The organism is Streptomyces sp. NBC_01716 (genome assembly GCF_036248275.1).
Lineage (GTDB): Bacteria > Actinomycetota > Actinomycetes > Streptomycetales > Streptomycetaceae > Streptomyces.
Genome location: NZ_CP109181.1, coordinates 2,220,124 through 2,237,784, shown reverse-complemented (window position 1 = coordinate 2,237,784; position 17,661 = coordinate 2,220,124). Strand labels below are relative to the sequence as shown.

At 71.4% G+C, this 17,661-nt stretch carries 15 protein-coding genes; 13 read left to right on the top strand and 2 right to left on the bottom strand.

Annotated features, from left to right (window positions below; all coding sequences use genetic code 11):
- The first annotated feature begins 247 nt into the window (after window positions 1–247).
- The 9 genes from OIE74_RS09530 (at window position 248) to OIE74_RS09490 (ending at window position 9,548) form a co-directional block, all read left to right on the top strand.
- The gene (locus tag OIE74_RS09530) at window positions 248–913 is read left to right on the top strand and encodes a response regulator (RefSeq protein WP_329380771.1); all 666 of its coding nucleotides are present in this window, start codon (window positions 248–250) and stop codon (window positions 911–913) included.
- Between the two features lie 182 nt (window positions 914–1,095).
- On the top strand, window positions 1,096–3,942 hold the full coding sequence (locus tag OIE74_RS09525; RefSeq protein WP_329380769.1) for a DNA translocase FtsK: 2,847 nt from the start codon (window positions 1,096–1,098) through the stop codon (window positions 3,940–3,942).
- A 269-nt stretch (window positions 3,943–4,211) separates the two neighbouring features.
- The gene (locus tag OIE74_RS09520) at window positions 4,212–5,006 is read left to right on the top strand and encodes a helix-turn-helix domain-containing protein (RefSeq protein WP_329392224.1); all 795 of its coding nucleotides are present in this window, start codon (window positions 4,212–4,214) and stop codon (window positions 5,004–5,006) included.
- Between the two features lie 175 nt (window positions 5,007–5,181).
- Complete coding sequence (rimO, locus tag OIE74_RS09515) at window positions 5,182–6,738, top strand: 30S ribosomal protein S12 methylthiotransferase RimO (RefSeq protein ID WP_329380765.1); 1,557 nt, start codon at window positions 5,182–5,184, stop codon at window positions 6,736–6,738.
- Entirely contained in the window at window positions 6,735–7,400 is a 666-nt protein-coding gene (pgsA, locus tag OIE74_RS09510; RefSeq protein ID WP_329380762.1) for a CDP-diacylglycerol--glycerol-3-phosphate 3-phosphatidyltransferase, read from the top strand. Before rimO ends, pgsA begins: the two co-directional genes overlap by 4 nt.
- A gap of 59 nt (window positions 7,401–7,459) precedes the next feature.
- Window positions 7,460–7,951 (top strand): CinA family protein, encoded by a 492-nt coding sequence (locus OIE74_RS09505; RefSeq protein WP_329392223.1) that lies wholly within the window; start codon window positions 7,460–7,462, stop codon window positions 7,949–7,951.
- 109 nt (window positions 7,952–8,060) lie between these two features.
- Window positions 8,061–8,459: a helix-turn-helix domain-containing protein gene (locus OIE74_RS09500; protein ID WP_329380759.1), complete on the top strand. Its 399-nt coding sequence runs from the start codon at window positions 8,061–8,063 to the stop codon at window positions 8,457–8,459.
- 201 nt (window positions 8,460–8,660) lie between these two features.
- Window positions 8,661–9,131, top strand: coding sequence for a Dps family protein (locus tag OIE74_RS09495; RefSeq protein ID WP_329380756.1), 471 nt, complete (start codon window positions 8,661–8,663; stop codon window positions 9,129–9,131).
- A gap of 135 nt (window positions 9,132–9,266) precedes the next feature.
- Complete coding sequence (locus OIE74_RS09490; protein ID WP_329380754.1) at window positions 9,267–9,548, top strand: hypothetical protein; 282 nt, start codon at window positions 9,267–9,269, stop codon at window positions 9,546–9,548.
- Here the strand turns inward: OIE74_RS09490 and OIE74_RS09485 are convergent.
- Together OIE74_RS09485 and OIE74_RS09480 are read right to left on the bottom strand one after the other, a co-directional pair.
- On the bottom strand, window positions 9,509–10,261 hold the full coding sequence (locus tag OIE74_RS09485; RefSeq protein ID WP_329380751.1) for a DNA-formamidopyrimidine glycosylase family protein: 753 nt from the start codon (window positions 10,259–10,261) through the stop codon (window positions 9,509–9,511). The two genes, OIE74_RS09490 and OIE74_RS09485, sit on opposite strands and share 40 nt — an antisense overlap.
- A gap of 147 nt (window positions 10,262–10,408) precedes the next feature.
- Entirely contained in the window at window positions 10,409–15,097 is a 4,689-nt protein-coding gene (locus tag OIE74_RS09480) for an ATP-dependent helicase (RefSeq protein WP_329380748.1), read from the bottom strand.
- A gap of 137 nt (window positions 15,098–15,234) precedes the next feature.
- On the opposite strand from OIE74_RS09480, the gene OIE74_RS09475 reads away from it, so the two are divergent.
- The 4 genes from OIE74_RS09475 (at window position 15,235) to OIE74_RS09460 (ending at window position 17,579) form a co-directional block, all read left to right on the top strand.
- Window positions 15,235–16,065: an AraC family transcriptional regulator gene (locus OIE74_RS09475; RefSeq protein ID WP_329380745.1), complete on the top strand. Its 831-nt coding sequence runs from the start codon at window positions 15,235–15,237 to the stop codon at window positions 16,063–16,065.
- 144 nt (window positions 16,066–16,209) lie between these two features.
- Window positions 16,210–16,998, top strand: a complete 789-nt coding sequence (locus tag OIE74_RS09470; RefSeq protein ID WP_443076345.1) for an AzlC family ABC transporter permease — start codon at window positions 16,210–16,212, stop codon at window positions 16,996–16,998.
- Entirely contained in the window at window positions 16,995–17,306 is a 312-nt protein-coding gene (locus OIE74_RS09465; protein ID WP_329380742.1) for an AzlD domain-containing protein, read from the top strand. Before OIE74_RS09470 ends, OIE74_RS09465 begins: the two co-directional genes overlap by 4 nt.
- 78 nt (window positions 17,307–17,384) lie before the next feature.
- Entirely contained in the window at window positions 17,385–17,579 is a 195-nt protein-coding gene (locus OIE74_RS09460) for a DUF3046 domain-containing protein (RefSeq protein ID WP_329380739.1), read from the top strand.
- Window positions 17,580–17,661: the final 82 nt, after the last annotated feature.

The following is a 17,661-nucleotide window of genomic DNA, read 5'->3' as shown; positions in this document are numbered from 1 at the left end:
CGGCCTGCGGCTGTGCGAATCTGTGCGGGAAGGCGAGTTTCTGTGGTCCAACAGGTGTGAGCCGCAAGTAATCGGGGAACTTTTCGAGCTCCTGTGACGTTTTTGCTACGTGCACAGTGACATCGCGGTGACAGGGTGTGGCGACAGGCGGGGTGCGGCTACCATGACCGGCACAAGGACGGACGGCGTAAGGGAGTCGTCCCCTGGGGCGGCGCCCGGTGCACAGCCGGGGCGAGGAGGGCGGGCCATGGTGCAGAAGGCCAAGATCCTCCTGGTCGATGACCGGCCGGAGAATCTGCTGGCGCTGGAGGCCATCCTCTCCGCGCTCGATCAGACGCTGGTGCGGGCATCGTCAGGGGAGGAAGCGCTCAAGGCGCTGCTGACCGACGACTTCGCGGTCATTCTGCTGGACGTCCAGATGCCCGGGATGGACGGTTTCGAGACCGCCGCGCACATCAAGAGGCGTGAGCGGACCCGGGACATCCCGATCATCTTCCTCACGGCCATCAACCACGGTCCGCACCACACCTTCCGGGGATACGCCGCCGGCGCGGTGGACTACATCTCCAAGCCGTTCGACCCCTGGGTGCTGCGTGCGAAGGTCTCGGTCTTCGTCGAGCTGTACATGAAGAACTGTCAGCTGAAGGAGCAGGCCGAGCTGCTCAGACTGCAACTGGCGGGCGCGGGCGAGGTGAAGGAGCCGACCGGTCTCCTGGCCGAGCTGTCCGCGCGGCTCGCCGCGGTCGAGGAGCAGGCCGAAGCGCTCTCCAAACAGCTGGACGACGAGTCCGCGGACGCCGCGGCCGTCGCCACCGCCGCACATCTGGAGCGCAAACTGACCGGGCTCCGCAGGGCGCTGGACGCCCTGGAGCCGGGCAGCGGAGGCGCGTCCCCGCTTCCCTCACCGAACTGACGGGCCCGCCCCGGACGCCAACAGGCCCGCAGGCGGCCCGTATCCGTGTGTCCGGCGGCCCGTCGGCAGCCCGGTGGAGAGCGCTGACACCGCGTCAGTTCCGTGCCGACGGCGGGCGACACGTACGGGTGAAGCGGTAGGCACACGTGTCCGCCGCCGTTCACACCGGTAACCTCACCCCCATGGCCTCACGTACGTCCGGCAAGGGTTCCCAGGGCACTGCGGGCACCGCGAAACCGCGTGCCGGCCGTGCGAGCGGTGCCGCGAAGAAGGCGGCCCCCGCCGCCAAGGCCGCCGCGAAGAAGAAGACAGCGCCCGCGAAGAAGGCACCGGCCAAGAAGGCCCCCGCGAAGAAGTCCGCGGCCAAACCGGCACCCAAGCCCGCGCCCTCCCCGACGAACGGCGTCTACCGCCTCGTACGCCTCGTCTGGCTGGGAGTCGCGCACGCGGTCGGCGCGATGTTCCGCGGCATAGGGCGCGGCGCGAAAGGGCTCGACCCGGCGCACCGCAAGGACGGCAGCGCTCTCCTGCTGCTCGCCCTCGGCCTGATCGTCGCCGCCGGTACGTGGTCGAACCTGCGGGGCCCCGTCGGCGATCTCGTCGAGATGCTCATCACCGGCGCCTTCGGCCGGCTCGACCTGCTCGTCCCGATACTGCTGGCCGTCATCGCCGTCCGGCTCATCCTCTACCCGCAGCGCCCCGAGGCCAACGGACGTATCGTCATCGGCCTGTCGGCGCTGGTGATCGGTGTGCTCGGGCTCGTCCACATCGCGTGCGGCTCCCCGGGCCGGGATGAGGGCACCGACGCCATGCAGGACGCCGGGGGGCTCATCGGCTGGGCCGCCTCCAAGCCGCTGATCTTCGCCATGGGCGAGGTCCTCGCCGTACCGCTGCTGGTCCTGCTCACCGTCTTCGGCCTGCTCGTCGTCACGGCGACGCCCGTCAACGCCATCCCGCAGCGGCTGCGGCAACTCGGTGTCCGGCTCGGCATCCTCGACCCGGCCCCGGCCGAGCACGACGACGAGGAGGACGGCGAGCAGGAGTACGACAGCGACGACGAGCGGTACGACGACCAGTGGCGTGAGGCCCTGCCCACGCGCGGGCGCCGTTCGTCACGGCGCGGCGCGGCACCCGCCGACCACGACCAGGAGCACGACCCCGACCAGGCCGAGGCCGAGGCGCTGGCCCGCCGCAGGCGCCCGCGCCGCAGGCCGGTGCAGCCGGCGGCCGACCGCCCCATGGACGCCGTCGACGTGGCCGCCGCCGCTGCCGCGGCGCTGGACGGAGCCGTTCTCAACGGCATGCCGCCCTCGCCGATCGTCGCGGACCTCACCCAGGGCGTCTCGGCGGATCGTACGCGGGACGCGGAGAAGGCCCGGCCGGGGGAGCGCTCCGTACCACCGGCCCGCGCACCGGAGCCGCGTGGCGCCGCCGCCGCGCAGTCCCCGGCCGGCGCAGTGGCCGACCTGACCAAGCCCCCGCCCGCGCAGGACCGCCCGCTGCCCCCGCGCGCCGAGCAGCTTCAGCTCTCCGGCGACATCACCTACTCCCTGCCCTCGCTGGACCTGCTGGAGCGGGGCGGCCCCGGCAAGACCCGCAGCGCCGCCAACGACGCGGTCGTCGACTCACTGACCAATGTCTTCATGGAGTTCAAGGTCGACGCGACCGTCACCGGCTTCACCCGGGGGCCGACCGTCACCCGCTACGAGGTGCAGCTCGGCCCCGCCGTGAAGGTCGAGCGCATCACCGCGCTCACCAAGAACATCGCCTACGCCGTGGCCAGCCCCGACGTCCGGATCATCAGTCCCATCCCCGGCAAGTCCGCCGTGGGCATCGAGATCCCCAACTCCGACCGCGAGATGGTCGTCCTGGGCGACGTCCTGCGGCTGGCCGACGCCGCCGAGGACGATCACCCGATGCTGGTCGCGCTCGGCAAGAACGTCGAGGGCGGCTACGAGATGGCCAACCTCGCCAAGATGCCGCACCTGCTGGTCGCCGGCGCCACCGGATCCGGCAAGTCCTCCTGCATCAACTGTCTGATCACCTCGGTGATGGTGCGGGCGACCCCCGAGGACGTACGGATGGTCCTCGTCGACCCCAAGCGGGTCGAGCTGACGGCGTACGAGGGCATCCCGCACCTGATCACGCCCATCATCACCAATCCCAAGCGGGCCGCCGAGGCGCTCCAGTGGGTCGTGCGGGAGATGGACCTGCGCTACGACGACCTCGCGGCGTACGGCTACCGCCACATCGACGACTTCAACCAGGCCGTGCGCAACGGCAAGGTCAAAACCCCCCTGGGCAGCGAGCGCGAGCTGACGCCCTATCCGTACCTGCTGGTGATCGTGGACGAGCTGGCCGACCTGATGATGGTCGCGCCGCGCGACGTCGAGGACGCGATCGTCCGCATCACCCAGTTGGCCCGCGCCGCCGGTATCCATCTCGTGCTCGCCACCCAGCGCCCTTCGGTCGACGTCGTCACCGGTCTGATCAAGGCGAACGTGCCTTCCCGGCTCGCCTTCGCGACCTCCTCGCTCGCCGACAGCCGGGTCATCCTCGACCAGCCCGGAGCCGAGAAGCTGATCGGCAAGGGCGACGGCCTCTTCCTGCCCATGGGGGCCAGCAAGCCGACCCGTATGCAGGGCGCCTTCGTCACGGAGGACGAGGTCGCGGCCGTCGTCCAGCACTGCAAGGATCAGATGGCGCCGGTTTTCCGTGAGGACGTCGTCGTCGGCACGGCCAAGAAGAAAGAGATCGACGAGGACATCGGCGACGATCTCGATCTCCTGTGCCAGGCCGCCGAGTTGGTGGTCTCCACCCAATTCGGCTCGACATCCATGCTTCAGCGGAAGTTGCGCGTGGGTTTCGCCAAAGCGGGCAGACTTATGGACCTGATGGAATCACGGAACATCGTCGGTCCGAGCGAGGGCTCCAAGGCGCGTGATGTCCTGGTGAAGGCGGACGAGCTGGACGGGGTGCTCGCCGTGATCCGCGGTGTGCCCGCTCCCGAAGGAGCTGACGGAAATTGACGGAGCCTGAGGCGATCCGACGGATACCCGGAGCAACTTTTCCCCTCGTCCGGGCGTCAACGTGGAAGGGGAGACACGCTGTGTCCCGCCGACACGCCGTCCGGCCATTCTGATGGCGTACAAAGTCCATCCTCCCGGTTGCCCCACCCTTTCGTACCACCCATAGACTGAACATCCAGCAGGTGGCTACACGCTCGAAAGGCACTCCCGTGTCCATCGGCAACTCCCCCGAAGACGACCAGCCTTCCGCCGTCGAACTCGCTGAGGACGTGCGGCCCGAGCCCGAAGAGGACAAGCCTTCGGTCGGTCAGGTCCTTCAGCAGGCACGCTCCGCCGCAGGTCTGACGCTCGAAGACGTCAGTGCCTCCACGCGGGTGCGTGTCCCTATCGTGCAAGCGATCGAGCAGGACGACTTCTCGCGCTCCGGCGGCGACGTCTACGCCCGCGGCCATATCCGCATGATCGCGCGTGTCGTCGGCATCGACCCCGAACCGCTTGTCAGGCAGTACGACTCCGAGCACGGCGGCCGTCCGTCGCCGACGCCCGCGGCCCCGCTGTTCGAGGCCGAACGGATCCGCCCGGAGCGTCGCCGTCCCAACTGGACGGCGGCGATGGTCGCCGCGATCGTCGCGGTGATCGGCTTCGTCGGCTTCACCATGTTCGACAGTGGTGAGGAGGACAGCCCGGGAAAGCAGGTCGCCGAGGGCCCGGCGCCGGAGAAGACGACCTCCGCGCCGAGCACCACCAAGCCCGCCGACCCGAAGCCCGACCCCTCGGACAGCGCGATCGCCGCGGCCCCCGCCGACAAGGTGACGGTCAAGCTCTCCGCGGTCGAGGACAAGAGCTGGATCTCCGCCAAGTCCCCCAACGGTGAACTGATTTACGACGGACTGCTTCTCAAGGGGGAGTCCAAGACCTTCCAGGACGACGAGCAGATCGACTTCATCCTCGGCAACGCCGGAGTGATCGACATCTTCGTCAACGGCAAGCAGGTCGACGAGGACTTCAAGCCGGGCCAGGTCGAGCGGCCTTCGTACACGAAGGGCGACCCCGAGGCGGGCTGATACCGCACCGGCGCTCAGGGCTTGTCCGTAAGGGCGTAGCCCGAGGCGCCGGAGGTATCGGGGAGAGTGATCGGACGGTGTGCTGGAGCCGTCCGGGGAGCGGCCTGTAGTCACCTGACCGGCCGGGCAGCCCTGCACGGCGGGAGGGCGGCCAGGACAAAGTAGTCTTGAGCCCATGCCCGAACGCCGTACCGTCGCCCTTGTCACGCTTGGCTGCGCCCGTAACGAGGTGGACTCGGAGGAGCTTGCAGGCCGCTTGGCAGCGGACGGCTGGGAGCTCGTCGAGGAAGCCGCCGACGCGGACGTCGCCGTCGTCAACACCTGCGGCTTCGTCGAAGCCGCCAAGAAGGACTCCGTCGACGCCCTGCTGGAAGCCAACGATCTGAAGGATCACGGCCGGACGCAGGCCGTCGTCGCCGTCGGCTGCATGGCCGAGCGCTACGGCAAGGAACTCGCGGAATCGCTCCCCGAAGCGGACGGTGTGCTCGGGTTCGACGACTACGCCGACATCTCCGACCGCCTTCAGACCATTCTCAACGGCGGCATCCACGCCTCGCACACGCCCCGCGACCGGCGCAAGCTGCTCCCGCTCAGCCCCGCCGACCGGCAGAGCGCCACCGGTGTCGCACTCCCAGGACACGGCTCCAAGGCCACGCCGGCGCCCTCTTCTGAAGAGGCGGCCATGTCCGGAGAGGCGGTCATTCCCGCCCCCGCGGACCTGCCGCAGGGACTCGCGCCGGCCTCAGGCCCGCGCGCCCCGCTGCGCCGGCGTCTCGACAACAGCCCGGTCGCCTCGGTGAAGCTGGCCTCCGGCTGCGACCGGCGCTGCTCCTTCTGCGCCATCCCCTCTTTCAGAGGCTCTTTCATCTCGCGCCGTCCATCGGACGTGCTGGGTGAGACGCGCTGGCTGGCCGAGCAGGGGGTGAAGGAGGTCATGCTCGTCTCCGAGAACAACACCTCCTACGGAAAGGACCTCGGCGACATCCGCCTCCTGGAGACGCTGCTGCCCGAACTCGCGGCGGTCGACGGCATCGAGCGTGTACGGGTCAGCTATCTCCAGCCCGCCGAGATGCGCCCGGGGCTCATCGACGTACTGACGGACACTCCCGGCGTCGCCCCGTACTTCGATCTGTCCTTCCAGCACTCCGCGCCGTCCGTGCTACGCGCGATGCGCCGCTTCGGGGACACCGACCGCTTCCTCGAACTGCTGGAGACGATCCGGGGCAAGGCCCCGCAGGCCGGCGTGCGCTCCAACTTCATCGTGGGCTTCCCGGGTGAGACGGAGGCCGACTTCGCCGAGCTGGAGCGCTTCCTCACCGGCGCGCGGCTCGACGCCATCGGTGTGTTCGGCTACTCGGACGAGGACGGCACGGAAGCCGCGACGTACGAGCACAAGCTGGACGAGGACGTCGTGGCCGAGCGGCTGGCGCATCTGTCGCGGCTGGCCGACGAACTGACGGCGCAGCGGGCCGAGGAGCGCCTGGGGGAGACTCTGACGGTGCTCGTGGAGTCCCTGGAGTCCGACGACGCCGAGGAGGGCGCCGTGGGCCGGGCGGCACACCAGGCGCCCGAGACCGACGGTCAGGTGATCTTCACATCGGGCGAGGGCCTGCGTCCGGGTCGTATGGTCGAGGCGAAGGTGGTCGGTACACAGGGTGTCGACCTGGTGGCCGAGTACTGCGGGTTCACCGGGGACGAGCCCCGGAGCCCCGGCGAGGAGGCAGCCAGATGACCGGAGTCCCGGCATCGGCCGAGGGTGGCCAGGGTAGGCCGGCGCCCGGTGGCAAGCTGGGGGCTGCGGCCGTCAATCAGGCCAGCGTGTGGAACATCGCCAACATCCTCACCATGATGCGGCTGGTGCTCGTGCCGGCCTTCGTGGCGCTGCTGCTCCAGGACGGCGGGTACGACCCGGCCTGGCGCGCCTGGGCGTGGGCCGCGTTCGCCGTGGCCATGATCACCGACATCTTCGACGGACATCTGGCCCGTACGTACAACCTGGTCACCGACTTCGGGAAGATCGCCGACCCGATCGCCGACAAGGCGATCATGGCCGCGGGGCTGATCAGTCTCTCGGCGCTCGGGGACCTGCCGTGGTGGGTGACCGGGGTCATTCTCTTCCGTGAGCTCGGGATCACGCTGATGCGGTTCTGGGTGATCCGGCTCGGGGTCATTCCCGCCAGCCGCGGCGGCAAGATGAAGACGCTCGCGCAGGGGGTGGCGGTCGGCATGTACGTGCTGGCGCTGACGGGGCCCCTCGCGACGCTGCGGTTCTGGGTGATGGCGGTGGCGGTCGTGCTGACCGTGGTGACCGGCCTGGACTATGTACGCCAGGCGATCGTGCTGCGCAGGGCGGGGCGCGCGGCGGAGCGTGAGCGGCCGGGAAGCGCCCTGTGACGGCCGCCGGGAAGGATGCGGCGGCCGGTGACGTTCTACCGAAGGGTGTCGCCACCCGGGTGCTGGACCTGCTCGTGCGGGACGGCGCGACGCTGGCCGTCGCCGAGTCCCTGACCGGTGGTCTCGTCGCCGCGGAACTCACCTCCGTCCCCGGCGCCTCCCGGGCGCTGCGCGGGAGCGTGACGGCCTATGCGACGGACGTCAAGCGTGACGTCCTGGGCGTGGACGCAACACTTCTGGCCGAGCGGGGCGCGGTGGATCCCGAGGTCGCACGGCAGATGGCCGTCGGCATACGGGACGTACTGGCCGCCGGCTGGGGCATCGCGACCACGGGGGTCGCGGGTCCGGATCCGCAGGACGGACAGCCCGTGGGCACGGTCTACGTGGCGGTGAGCGGTCCGCACGGCGCCGAGAAAGTGGCCGCGCTGCGGTTGAACGGTGACCGGGAGGAAATCCGTAGAGAGAGTGTACGGAGCGTGCTGGAACTGCTCTCCGGCGAACTGACCGGGAACGGACGGACACACGATACGGAACGGAACGGGGGGACTTGATGTTTGCAGCCCTGAGTGAACACGACATCGCTCCCCGCACGGCCGCAGCGCGAGGCGGTACGGTGGGGCGAGAAGGATGCGGCTACGCGGTCCGAGGAGGGAGCCACCGATGATTCTGCTCCGTCGCCTGCTTGGTGACGTGCTGCGTCGGCAGCGCCAACGCCAGGGCCGTACTCTGCGCGAAGTCTCCTCGTCCGCCCGAGTCTCGCTCGGCTATCTCTCCGAGGTGGAGCGGGGGCAGAAGGAGGCTTCTTCCGAACTGCTCTCCGCTATCTGCGACGCGCTTGACGTACGGATGTCCGAGCTCATGCGCGAAGTGAGCGACGAACTGTCACTGGCCGAGCTGGCCGCGTCCGCAGCGGCGAGCGAGCCGGTGCCCGCGGCCGTGGTGCCCGCAGCGGTACGTCCGATGCTCAATTCCGTATCCGTGACGTCGGTGGCAGGTGTGCCGACGGACCGGGTGACCATCAAGGCGCCAACAGAAGCGGTGGATGTCGTCGCCGCTTGATTTGTACGGTGTGACCGAGGCCTGAGCCCCGGGCGGTCCTGAGGACCGGCCGGGGCTTCTGCTGTGCCGTCCGGGGCGGAGAGGGTCTCGGCTCAGCTCGTTGAATTTCCCGAAATGACCCTTTTGGGGTCTTGTGCCATGGTGGGCATACGTGTGAATGAAATTCTGGACATACGTGTGAACCGGAACTGGAGAACCGCCATGGCTTTCGTCAAGAGCTCACTGCCCGAGGCGGATCTGAAGCTGGTCGGCGAAGCCCTGCAGGGCGCACTCGTCGATCTGCTCGATCTCTCGCTGGTGGCCAAGCAGGTGCACTGGAACATCGTCGGGCCGCGCTTCCGGTCCGTACACCTCCAGCTCGACGAGGTCGTCTCCACCGCCCGCAAGCACTCGGACACGGTGGCGGAACGGGCCTCGGCGCTCGGCGTGACCCCTGACGGGCGCGCGGCGACGGTGGCGACGCAGAGCGCGATCGGCAACGTTCCGGCGGGCTGGATCACGGACACGGACGCCGTACGGACGCTGGTGGACGCCCTCGGCGTGGTGATCGTCCGGATGCGGGAGCGGATCATCGCGACCGACGAACCCGACCCGATCAGCCAGGACATCCTGATCGGGCTGACGGCCGAGCTCGAAAAACACTCCTGGATGTTCCAGGCGGAGAGCGCGTAGGGCGCGCCGGTGAGCCACGTGCGGGTGTTTCGGGTCGCGTGCCTCCGTGGAGGGCGGCTGTGCGCCTCGCACGCCTTCGATGCGCCCTTTCGCCGGATACGCGGGCCGGTCTAGCGTCGGTGTGAGGAGGCGGCCATGGCACGGCGACGGATCCTTCTGCCGGTTCTCGCTCTGGGCGGGCTCTGGTGGTGGGCCGTACTGAGGCTCGCCTTCGCGCCCGAGCACGCCGGTGTCATCGAGGGGGCGGTGGCCGCGGGCGGATGGGGGCTGAGCCTGCTGCCTGTCCATGTGGCGGCTCGTCCGCGTCCGCCCGCGCGGTCCGGGAAGGGCGCCGGTGCGGGCGTGGAGGGGGAGAGGCAGGGGGTGCCGGACGGTTCTCAGGGGACGGGGCCGAGCTGGCAGCGGGGACACCAGTAGACGGGGCGCTCGTCGTCGGTGGTCCTGCTGATGGGGGTGCCGCAGCGCCGGCAGGGGAGGCCGGCGCGGCCGTACACATAGAGATGACGGCGCGAGCGCTCCCTGTTGGCCTCCAGGAGCTTCTTCGCGGCCGTCACCAGCCGCTCGGGGGCCGGCAGGTCCCCGATGGGCAGCCAGGTGGTGGTGCGGGTGAGGAAGCAGATCTCGCACCGGAAGACATTGCCGACGCCCGCGAGATTGCGCTGGTCCAGCAGTGCGTCGCCGACGGTGCGCGCCGGGTCGGCGAGCAGATTGCGCAGGGCGGTGTCCGGGTCCCAGTCGGGTCCGAGGATGTCCGGGCCGAGGTGGCCCACGACACTGTCCTCGTCGGTGGTGCGGATGAGTTCGAGTACGGGGAGCCGGTAGCCGACGGCGGTGCGCTCGGCGTTGCCGAGGATCGCCCGGATCTGGTGGCCGGGGCCGCCGCGCCAGCGCTCGTCGGCGCCGTACACCCGCCAGGCTCCGTCCATCCGCAGATGTGAGTGGAGGGTGAGGCCGCCCTCGACGCGGGTCAGGAGGTGCTTGCCGCGCGGGGTGACGTCGAGGACCGTCCGGCCGGTGAGGTCGGAAGTGGCGAACCGGGGGACGCGGAGGTCGGACCGGGTCAGGGTCCGCCCGGCGAGGGCGGTGTGCAGGCGCTGGGCGGTCTGCAGGACGGTGTCACCTTCGGGCATGTCTCCATCATGCGCGAGATCACGCGTGAGAGGGCTCCCGTCACGGTCGGCGTACGGGGTGTGGCGTGCGGAGATGTACGGCGACGGGGTGCATTCGCGGGACCTGGGGGCGGGGGTGGGCGCTGGCTCAGGCTCGCAGCGCTGGGGTCAGGCTCGTAGGCGCAACCCCCTCGGGGTGGCGTGGAAGCCCGCCGACTCCAGGACGCGGCCCACGGGTGAGGTCAGCGCCTGCTCTCCGTTGGCCCGCTCCACGGTGACCGTACCGAGCGCGCCCGCGCGGGCTGCCGACGCCAGGGCCTCGGCCGCCGCAATCAGCTGCGCGTCGTCGGCGGTGTCCGGATGTGCCGGGTCGGACTGGGCCGCGGGGTCGCCGGGCCAGGCGAGGAGGGTCTTGCCGCCGCGTTCCATGTAGAGCGTCAGCGCGCCGTCGACCAGGACGACCAGGGAGCCCGCCTTGCGACCCGGTTTGTGGCCGGCACCCGTCGGCGGGTCCGGCCAGGGCAGTGCTGCTCCGTAGGCGTTGGCGGGGTCGGCGGCGGCCATGACCACGGCGCGCGGCGAGGGGTCGGACGCCGCGCGGTCGCGGGCGGTGGAGGCCGCGCGGAGGCGGTCCACCGCGCCGTCCATGGCGAACTGGGCCGCGCCCAGGCCCTCGACGACATAGCCGCGACGCGCCTGCCCGCTGTCCTCGAAGGCCGACAGCACCCGGTAGACGGCCGAGAAGCCGCCCTCGATTCCTTCCGAGGCGACGGCGCCGCGGGTCACCACTCCGTGCCGGTCGAGGAGGGTACGGGCCAGGGCGTGGGCCCTGCGCGTGGTGTCCGGGTCGGCGGCCGGGAGCAGGGACCAGCGTCCGCTCACGGTCGGCGGTCCCGTACGGGAGGCGGGCCGGGCTGCGGCGGTGAGGGTGCCGTAACGCCCTCGCGGGACGGCCCGTTTGGCGCGGTGGGCGGTCGAGCCCGCCGTACGCCCCGAGCCGAGGAGAGAGCGCAGCGGCGCCAGGGTGTCGTTGGTCAGCCGCCCTGACCAGGCCAGATCCCAGACGGCGTCGGCCAGTTGGGGATCGGTGGCGTCGGGGTGGGTGGTGGCCCGGACCTGGTCGGCGATCTGGCGGAAGAACAGGCCGTACCCGCCGGAGAGGGTGGTGAGCACCGATTCGTGCAGCACCGTCAGCTCAAGAGGATGCGGTGGCGGGAGCAACAGCGGTGCGGAGTCGGCCAGATAGAGCGAGATCCAGCCGTCCTTGCCGGGCAGGGCGCCAGCGCCGGCCCAGAGGACCTCGCCGGTGGTGGTCAGTTCGTCCAGGAGCGTCGGTGCGTACCCCGTGACCCGGGAGGGGAGGGCCAGCTTCTCCAGGGCGGACGCCGGGATGGGCGCGCCCTGCAACTGCTCGATCGCGCGGGCCAGTCCGTCGATACCGCGCAGGCTGTGGTTGCCCAGATGCTGCCACTGGGGCAGGAACGTGGCGAGCGCGGCGGGCGGTACGGGCTCCAGCTCGTGGCGCAGTGCGGCCAGCGACCTGCGGCGCAGCCGGCGAAGGACCGTGGCGTCGCACCACTCCTGGCCGATCCCGGACGGATGGAACTCGCCCTGGACGACACGGCCGCTCGCGGCGAGACGTTGCAGCGCGCCTTCGGTGACGGCCGGGCCCAGACCGAAGCGCTCGGCCGCCGCGGAGGAGGTGAACGGGCCGTGAGTGCGCCCGTAACGTGCCAGGAGATCACCGAGAGGGTCCTTGACGGGTTCGGTGAACGCCTCGGGGACGCCGACGGGCAGGGCGGTGCCCAGCGCGTCACGCAGCCGGCCCGCGTCCTCGATCGCCGCCCAGTACTCGGCGCCGCCGATTCGGACCCGGATGGCGCGGCGGGACGCGGTGAGATCGGCCGGCCACCGGGGCTCGGACCCGCGCTCAGCCAACTCGGCGTCGGTGAGCGGCCCGAGGACCCGCAGCAGGTCGGCGACGCCCTCCACGTCCTTGATCCGCCGGTCGTCGGTGAGCCACTGGAGCTCGCGCTCCAGGTCCTCCAGGACGTCGGCGTCCAGCAGCTCGCGCAGCTCCGCCTGGCCGAGCAGCTCGGCCAGGAGCCGCGAGTCGAGGGAGAGCGCGGCGGCGCGGCGCTCGGCGAGCGGGGAGTCGCCCTCGTACAGGAACTGTGCGACATACCCGAAGAGGAGCGAGCGGGCGAACGGGGACGGCTCGGCGGTCGTGACCTCGACCAGCCGGACCCGGCGGGATTCGATGTCGCCCATCAGCTCGGTGAGACCGGGCACGTCGAAGACGTCCTGGAGGCACTCCCTTACGGCCTCCAGGACGATGGGGAAGGAGCCGAACTCGCTGGCCACCTGGAGCAGTTGGGAGGCGCGCTGGCGCTGCTGCCACAGCGGTGTGCGCTTGCCAGGACTGCGCCGGGGCAGCAGCAGGGCGCGCGCCGCGCATTCACGGAAGCGGGCGGCGAACAGAGCGGAGCCGCCCACCTGGTCGGTGACGATCTGTCCGATCTCGCCCCGGTCGAAGGCGACATCACCGGCGCCGACCGGTGCCTGCTCGCTGTCGTACGTCGTGTCGAGCGACATCGGGTCCTGGTCGAGGAGGTCCAGGCTCATCAGATCGGCGTCGGGCAGCCGGAGCACTATGCCGTCGTCGGCGTGCATGACCTGGGCGTCCATGCCGTACCGCTCGGAGAGCCGCGCGCCGAGGGCCAGCGCCCACGGTGCGTGCACCTGGGCACCGAACGGGGAGTGGATGACGACCCGCCAGTCGCCCAGGTCGTCCCTGAACCTCTCCACGAGGATCGTCCGGTCGTCGGGGACATGACCGCAGGCGCGGCGCTGTTCGTCCAGATACGCCAGGACGTTGTCCGCCGCCCAGGTGTCGAGCCCGGCGGCCACCAGCCGCAGCCGGCCGTCCTCCGGGGACAGCGCGCCCACCTCGCGCAGGAACGCCCCCACCGCGCGGCCCAGTTCGAGCGGGCGGCCCAGCTGGTCGCCTTTCCAGAAGGGGAGGCGGCCGGGCACTCCGGGGGCGGGGGAGACGAGCACCTGGTCTCGGGTGATGTCCTCGATACGCCACGAGGTCGTGCCGAGCGTGAAGACGTCGCCGACCCGCGACTCGTACACCATCTCCTCGTCGAGCTCGCCCACCCGGCCGCCGCCCCTGCGCCCGTTGCCGTTGCCGCCGCCGGCACCGGAGGACCCGGCGAGGAACACACCGAACAGGCCGCGGTCGGGGATCGTGCCGCCCGAGGTGACGGCGAGACGCTGCGCGCCGGGGCGGCCCGTGACCGTACCCGTGACGCGGTCCCACACCACACGGGGGCGCAGCTCGGCGAACGCGTCCGACGGATAGCGGCCCGCGAGCATGTCGAGGACGGCGGTGAACGCGGACTCGGGCAGCGAGGCGAACGGCGCCGCGCGGCGGACCAGGGCGAGCAGGTCGTCCGCCTGCCAGGTGTCGAGCGCGACCGTCGCCACGAGCTGCTGGGCGAGGACGTCCAGGGGGTTGGCGGGGATCCTCAGGGCCTCGATGGAGCCGGAGCGCATCCGTTCGGTGACGACGGCGGCCTGCACCAGATCGCCCCGGTACTTGGGGAAGACGACCCCTGTGGAGACCGCGCCCACCTGGTGGCCGGCCCGGCCCACGCGCTGGAGGCCGGAGGCCACGGACGGGGGCGACTCGACCTGGATGACGAGATCCACCGCGCCCATGTCGATGCCCAGCTCCAGGCTGGACGTGGCCACGACGGCGGGCAGACGGCCCGCCTTGAGGTCCTCCTCGACCCGGGCGCGCTGCTCCTTGGAGACCGAACCGTGGTGGGCGCGGGCCAGGAGGGGCGGGGCGCCCTTGGCGGCGCCCGACTCGGCCATGATCTCGGCGGGGGAGTGGGCTTCGGGCATGGCCTCGCCCGTGGCCCGTTCGTACGCGATCTCGTTGAGCCTGTTGCACAGGCGCTCCGCGAGGCGGCGGGAGTTGGCGAAGACGATCGTCGACCGGTGCGCCTGGACGAGATCGGCGATCCGCTCCTCGACGTGCGGCCAGATCGACGGCTTGTCGCCGCCGGCCTCGCTCCCGGTGTCGGCCGCCGGGGAGGCTCCCAGCTCGCCCAGGTCCTCGACGGGGACGACGACGGACAGATCGAACTCCTTCCCGGAGGGAGGCTGCACGATCTCGACCCTGCGCTGGGGGGAGAGATAGCGCGCGACCTCGTCCACCGGGCGCACCGTGGCCGACAGGCCGATACGGCGGGCAGGGCGCGGCAGCAGCTCGTCGAGCCGTTCCAGGGAGACGGCGAGATGTGCGCCGCGCTTCGTCCCCGCGACGGCGTGCACCTCGTCCAGGATCACCGTCTCGACTCCGGCCAGCGCGTCGCGCGCGGACGACGTGAGCATCAGGAAGAGGGACTCGGGGGTGGTGATCAGGATGTCCGGCGGTTTGGTCGACATCGAGCGGCGCTCGGCGGCCGGGGTGTCGCCGGAACGGATGCCGACCCGGATCTCCGGCTCGGGCTGTCCGAGGCGCACGGATTCCTGCCGGATGCCCGTGAGCGGGCTGCGCAGATTGCGCTCCACGTCCACCGCCAGGGCCTTGAGCGGGGACACGTACAGCACCCGGCAGCGCTTCCTCGCCTCGGCCGGCGGGGGCACAGAGGCCAGCCGGTCCAGGGCGGCGAGAAAGGCGGCCAGGGTCTTGCCGGAGCCGGTCGGGGCCACGACCAGCACGTCCGAGCCCTGGGCGATGGCACCCCAGGCCCCCTCCTGCGCCGCGGTGGGCGCGGAGAAGGCCCCGGAGAACCAGCTGCGGGTCGCGGGGGAGAACGAGTCGAGTGCACTGCCGGACATCTCCCCATCGTGCACCCCGCCACTGACAATCGCCCGGACCTGCGGAAACGGACGAGTCGAAGTGACGGGGAAGTGGCGAAAGGGCGGCTGGTGGGCCGGGGAGGCGGGGCTCGGCGCGGCCGGTGCAGACTGGAGCAATGGCGGCTCGGGAGCAGGCACGGCACTGGCGCTACCCCGAGCTGCCCGGCGTCGACCTCCTGCGGGCCCGGTACATCAGCAAGACCTTCATCAGGCACACCCACGAGACGTTCGTCATCGCCGCGATCACCGACGGCGTGGAGGTGTTCCACCACGGCGGCAGCGACCAGTACGCGGGCCCCGGCTCGCTCGCACTGGTCAACCCCGACACCCCGCACACCGGCCACGCGCAGGGGCCCGAAGGCTGGCGGTACGGGGCCGTCTACCCCTCCCCCGACCTCGTCGCGGAGATCGCGGCCGAGACGACGCGGATCAGCGGTACGCCGGGCTTCGTCGCCCCCGTCGTCGACGACCCGTACGCCGTCCGCCTCGTCCACCAGGTCCTGCGCGCCGCCGACGAGGGGAACGCCCTCGCCGCCGACACCCTGCTGCGGGTCGCCGTCACCCGCCTCCTGCGGCTGAACGGGGGCGCGCTGCCGCAACGTACGGCGCGGGGTGCCGGTGCCAGGACGGCGGCACGCGCGCGTGCCGTACTGGAGCGACGGCTGGCCGACCCGCCGTCGCTGGAGCGGCTCGCGGCCGAACTGGGCACCAGCCCCTTCGCCCTGCTGCGGGCCTTCAAGGACACGTACGGCATGCCTCCGCACACCTGGCTCACCGACGCGCGCGTGCGCAGGGCCCGCCATCTGCTGGACGCCGGGACGGCCCCCGCCGAGGTGGCCGGCCTCGTCGGCTTCACCGACCAGCCGCACCTGAACCGGCATTTCACCCGGATCGTGGGGGTGCCGCCCGGCGCGTACCGCAGGGAGCGGGCACAGGGCGGCACCTGAGTACGGCAGGAAGTGCGCGGACGTTGCGGGGGCCACCACGGGCCGGGCCGGCTGCTTGGCGCGGGGCGCGGGGCGCGGGGCGCGCAAGAACGTACAAGACGGGGCCCGAGCCCGCCCCGTAGCGTCCGTGACGTGGCAGAAGACGTGGCAGAACAGACATCATCGGCAGCGGGGCCGGAACGGGCGGCGCCCTCCGGCGGGGCGGGTCTGGAGACGAGCCGGGAGGCCGGGCCCGGCGGTGAGCCGAAGCCGGATTCGGCCGTCGTACGCGACGCGCTCGGGGTCGGCATCGCCGTCGGCCTGTCCGGCTTCGCCTTCGGCGTGACCTCCGCCGGGGCGGGCCTCAGCCTCCTACAGAGCTGCGCGCTCAGCCTGCTGGTCTTCACCGGCGCCTCTCAGTTCGCACTGGTCGGTGCGCTGGCGGCGGGCGGCAATCCCCTCACTGCCGCTGCCGGTGCCTTCTTCCTCGGCATACGTAACACGTTCTACGGTCTGCGCCTGTCCCAACTGCTGGCACTGCCAGGCTTCGTACGCCCCTTCGCCGCCCAGTGGGTGATCGACGAGACGACGGCCGTCGCGCTCGCGCAGCCCACACGGCGCGGCGCGCGCATCGGCTTCACCGTCACCGGGCTCACCCTCTACGTGCTGTGGAACCTCACCACGCTGCTCGGGGCGCTCGGGGCCGATGCCATCGGCGACACCGGCGCGTGGGGGCTCGACGCGGCCGGGCCCGCCGTCTTCCTGGCCCTGCTCGCCCCCATGCTGCGGACGACGACGGAGCGCGCCGTCGCGGCCGTCGCCGTCGTCCTCGGGCTCGGCTTCCTGCCGCTGCTCCCCGCCGGGGTACCGGTGCTCGTAGCCGCGCTCGCCGCCCCCGCGGTGCTCTGGTTCGAGGGCCGCGGGGCCACCGACCGCAAGGAGACGGACCGTTGAGTATCTGGATCGCCATTGGACTGACCGCGGTCGGCTGCTACCTCGTCAAACTGCTCGGACTGCTCGTACCGGCGGGCGTCCTGGAACGCCCCCTCGTCCAGCGGCTGTCCGCACTCCTGCCCGTCGCGCTGCTGGCGGCTCTCACGGCGCAGCAGGCCTTCGGCGGCGCAGACGGCGCGCTGGTCGTCGACGCCAGGGTGGCCGGTCTCGCCGCGGCGGGGCTCGCGCTGGTGCTGCGTGCCCCGTTCCTGGTCGTCATCACGGCAGCGGTCGCGGTGACCGCGGGAGTACGCGCTCTCGGCGGCTGACGCGCGTGGGCTGTCCGTGGTGGGTGGCTCCGGGGCCGACGGCCCCGGCCGCACTCCCGGGAGCGGGATACTGGACCCATGCGGCTGACGATTTTCTGGGAACGGATGGCGGACCACTTCGGCCCCGCGTACGCGGACTCCTTCGCCCGCGACCATGTGATGGCCGAGTTGGGCGGCCGTACTGTGCACGAGGCCCTCGACGCGGGCTGGGAGGCCAAGGACGTCTGGAGGGCGGTCTGCACCGCCATGGGAGTGCCCGCCGACAAACGGTGACGTACGCGTACGGGACACTGGCCCTGTGCCGCTGACCGACGAAACAGCCCAGGACCCCCAGCCGTCATCTCCGCCGCCGCCT

Bases quoted from the DNA above. Each gene is read 5' to 3' on its own strand.
- OIE74_RS09530 (WP_329380771.1), top strand. From the start codon at position 248: ATGGTGCAGAAGGCCAAGATCCTCCTGGTCGATGACCGGCCGGAGAAT.
- OIE74_RS09525 (WP_329380769.1), top strand. From the start codon at position 1,096: ATGGCCTCACGTACGTCCGGCAAGGGTTCCCAGGGCACTGCGGGCACC.
- rimO (WP_329380765.1), top strand. From the start codon at position 5,182: ATGCCCGAACGCCGTACCGTCGCCCTTGTCACGCTTGGCTGCGCCCGT.
- pgsA (WP_329380762.1), top strand. From the start codon at position 6,735: ATGACCGGAGTCCCGGCATCGGCCGAGGGTGGCCAGGGTAGGCCGGCG.
- OIE74_RS09500 (WP_329380759.1), top strand. From the start codon at position 8,061: ATGATTCTGCTCCGTCGCCTGCTTGGTGACGTGCTGCGTCGGCAGCGC.
- OIE74_RS09495 (WP_329380756.1), top strand. From the start codon at position 8,661: ATGGCTTTCGTCAAGAGCTCACTGCCCGAGGCGGATCTGAAGCTGGTC.
- OIE74_RS09490 (WP_329380754.1), top strand. From the start codon at position 9,267: ATGGCACGGCGACGGATCCTTCTGCCGGTTCTCGCTCTGGGCGGGCTC.
- OIE74_RS09485 (WP_329380751.1), bottom strand. From the start codon at position 10,261: ATGCCCGAAGGTGACACCGTCCTGCAGACCGCCCAGCGCCTGCACACC.
- OIE74_RS09480 (WP_329380748.1), bottom strand. From the start codon at position 15,097: ATGTCCGGCAGTGCACTCGACTCGTTCTCCCCCGCGACCCGCAGCTGG.
- OIE74_RS09475 (WP_329380745.1), top strand. From the start codon at position 15,235: ATGGCGGCTCGGGAGCAGGCACGGCACTGGCGCTACCCCGAGCTGCCC.
- OIE74_RS09460 (WP_329380739.1), top strand. From the start codon at position 17,385: ATGCGGCTGACGATTTTCTGGGAACGGATGGCGGACCACTTCGGCCCC.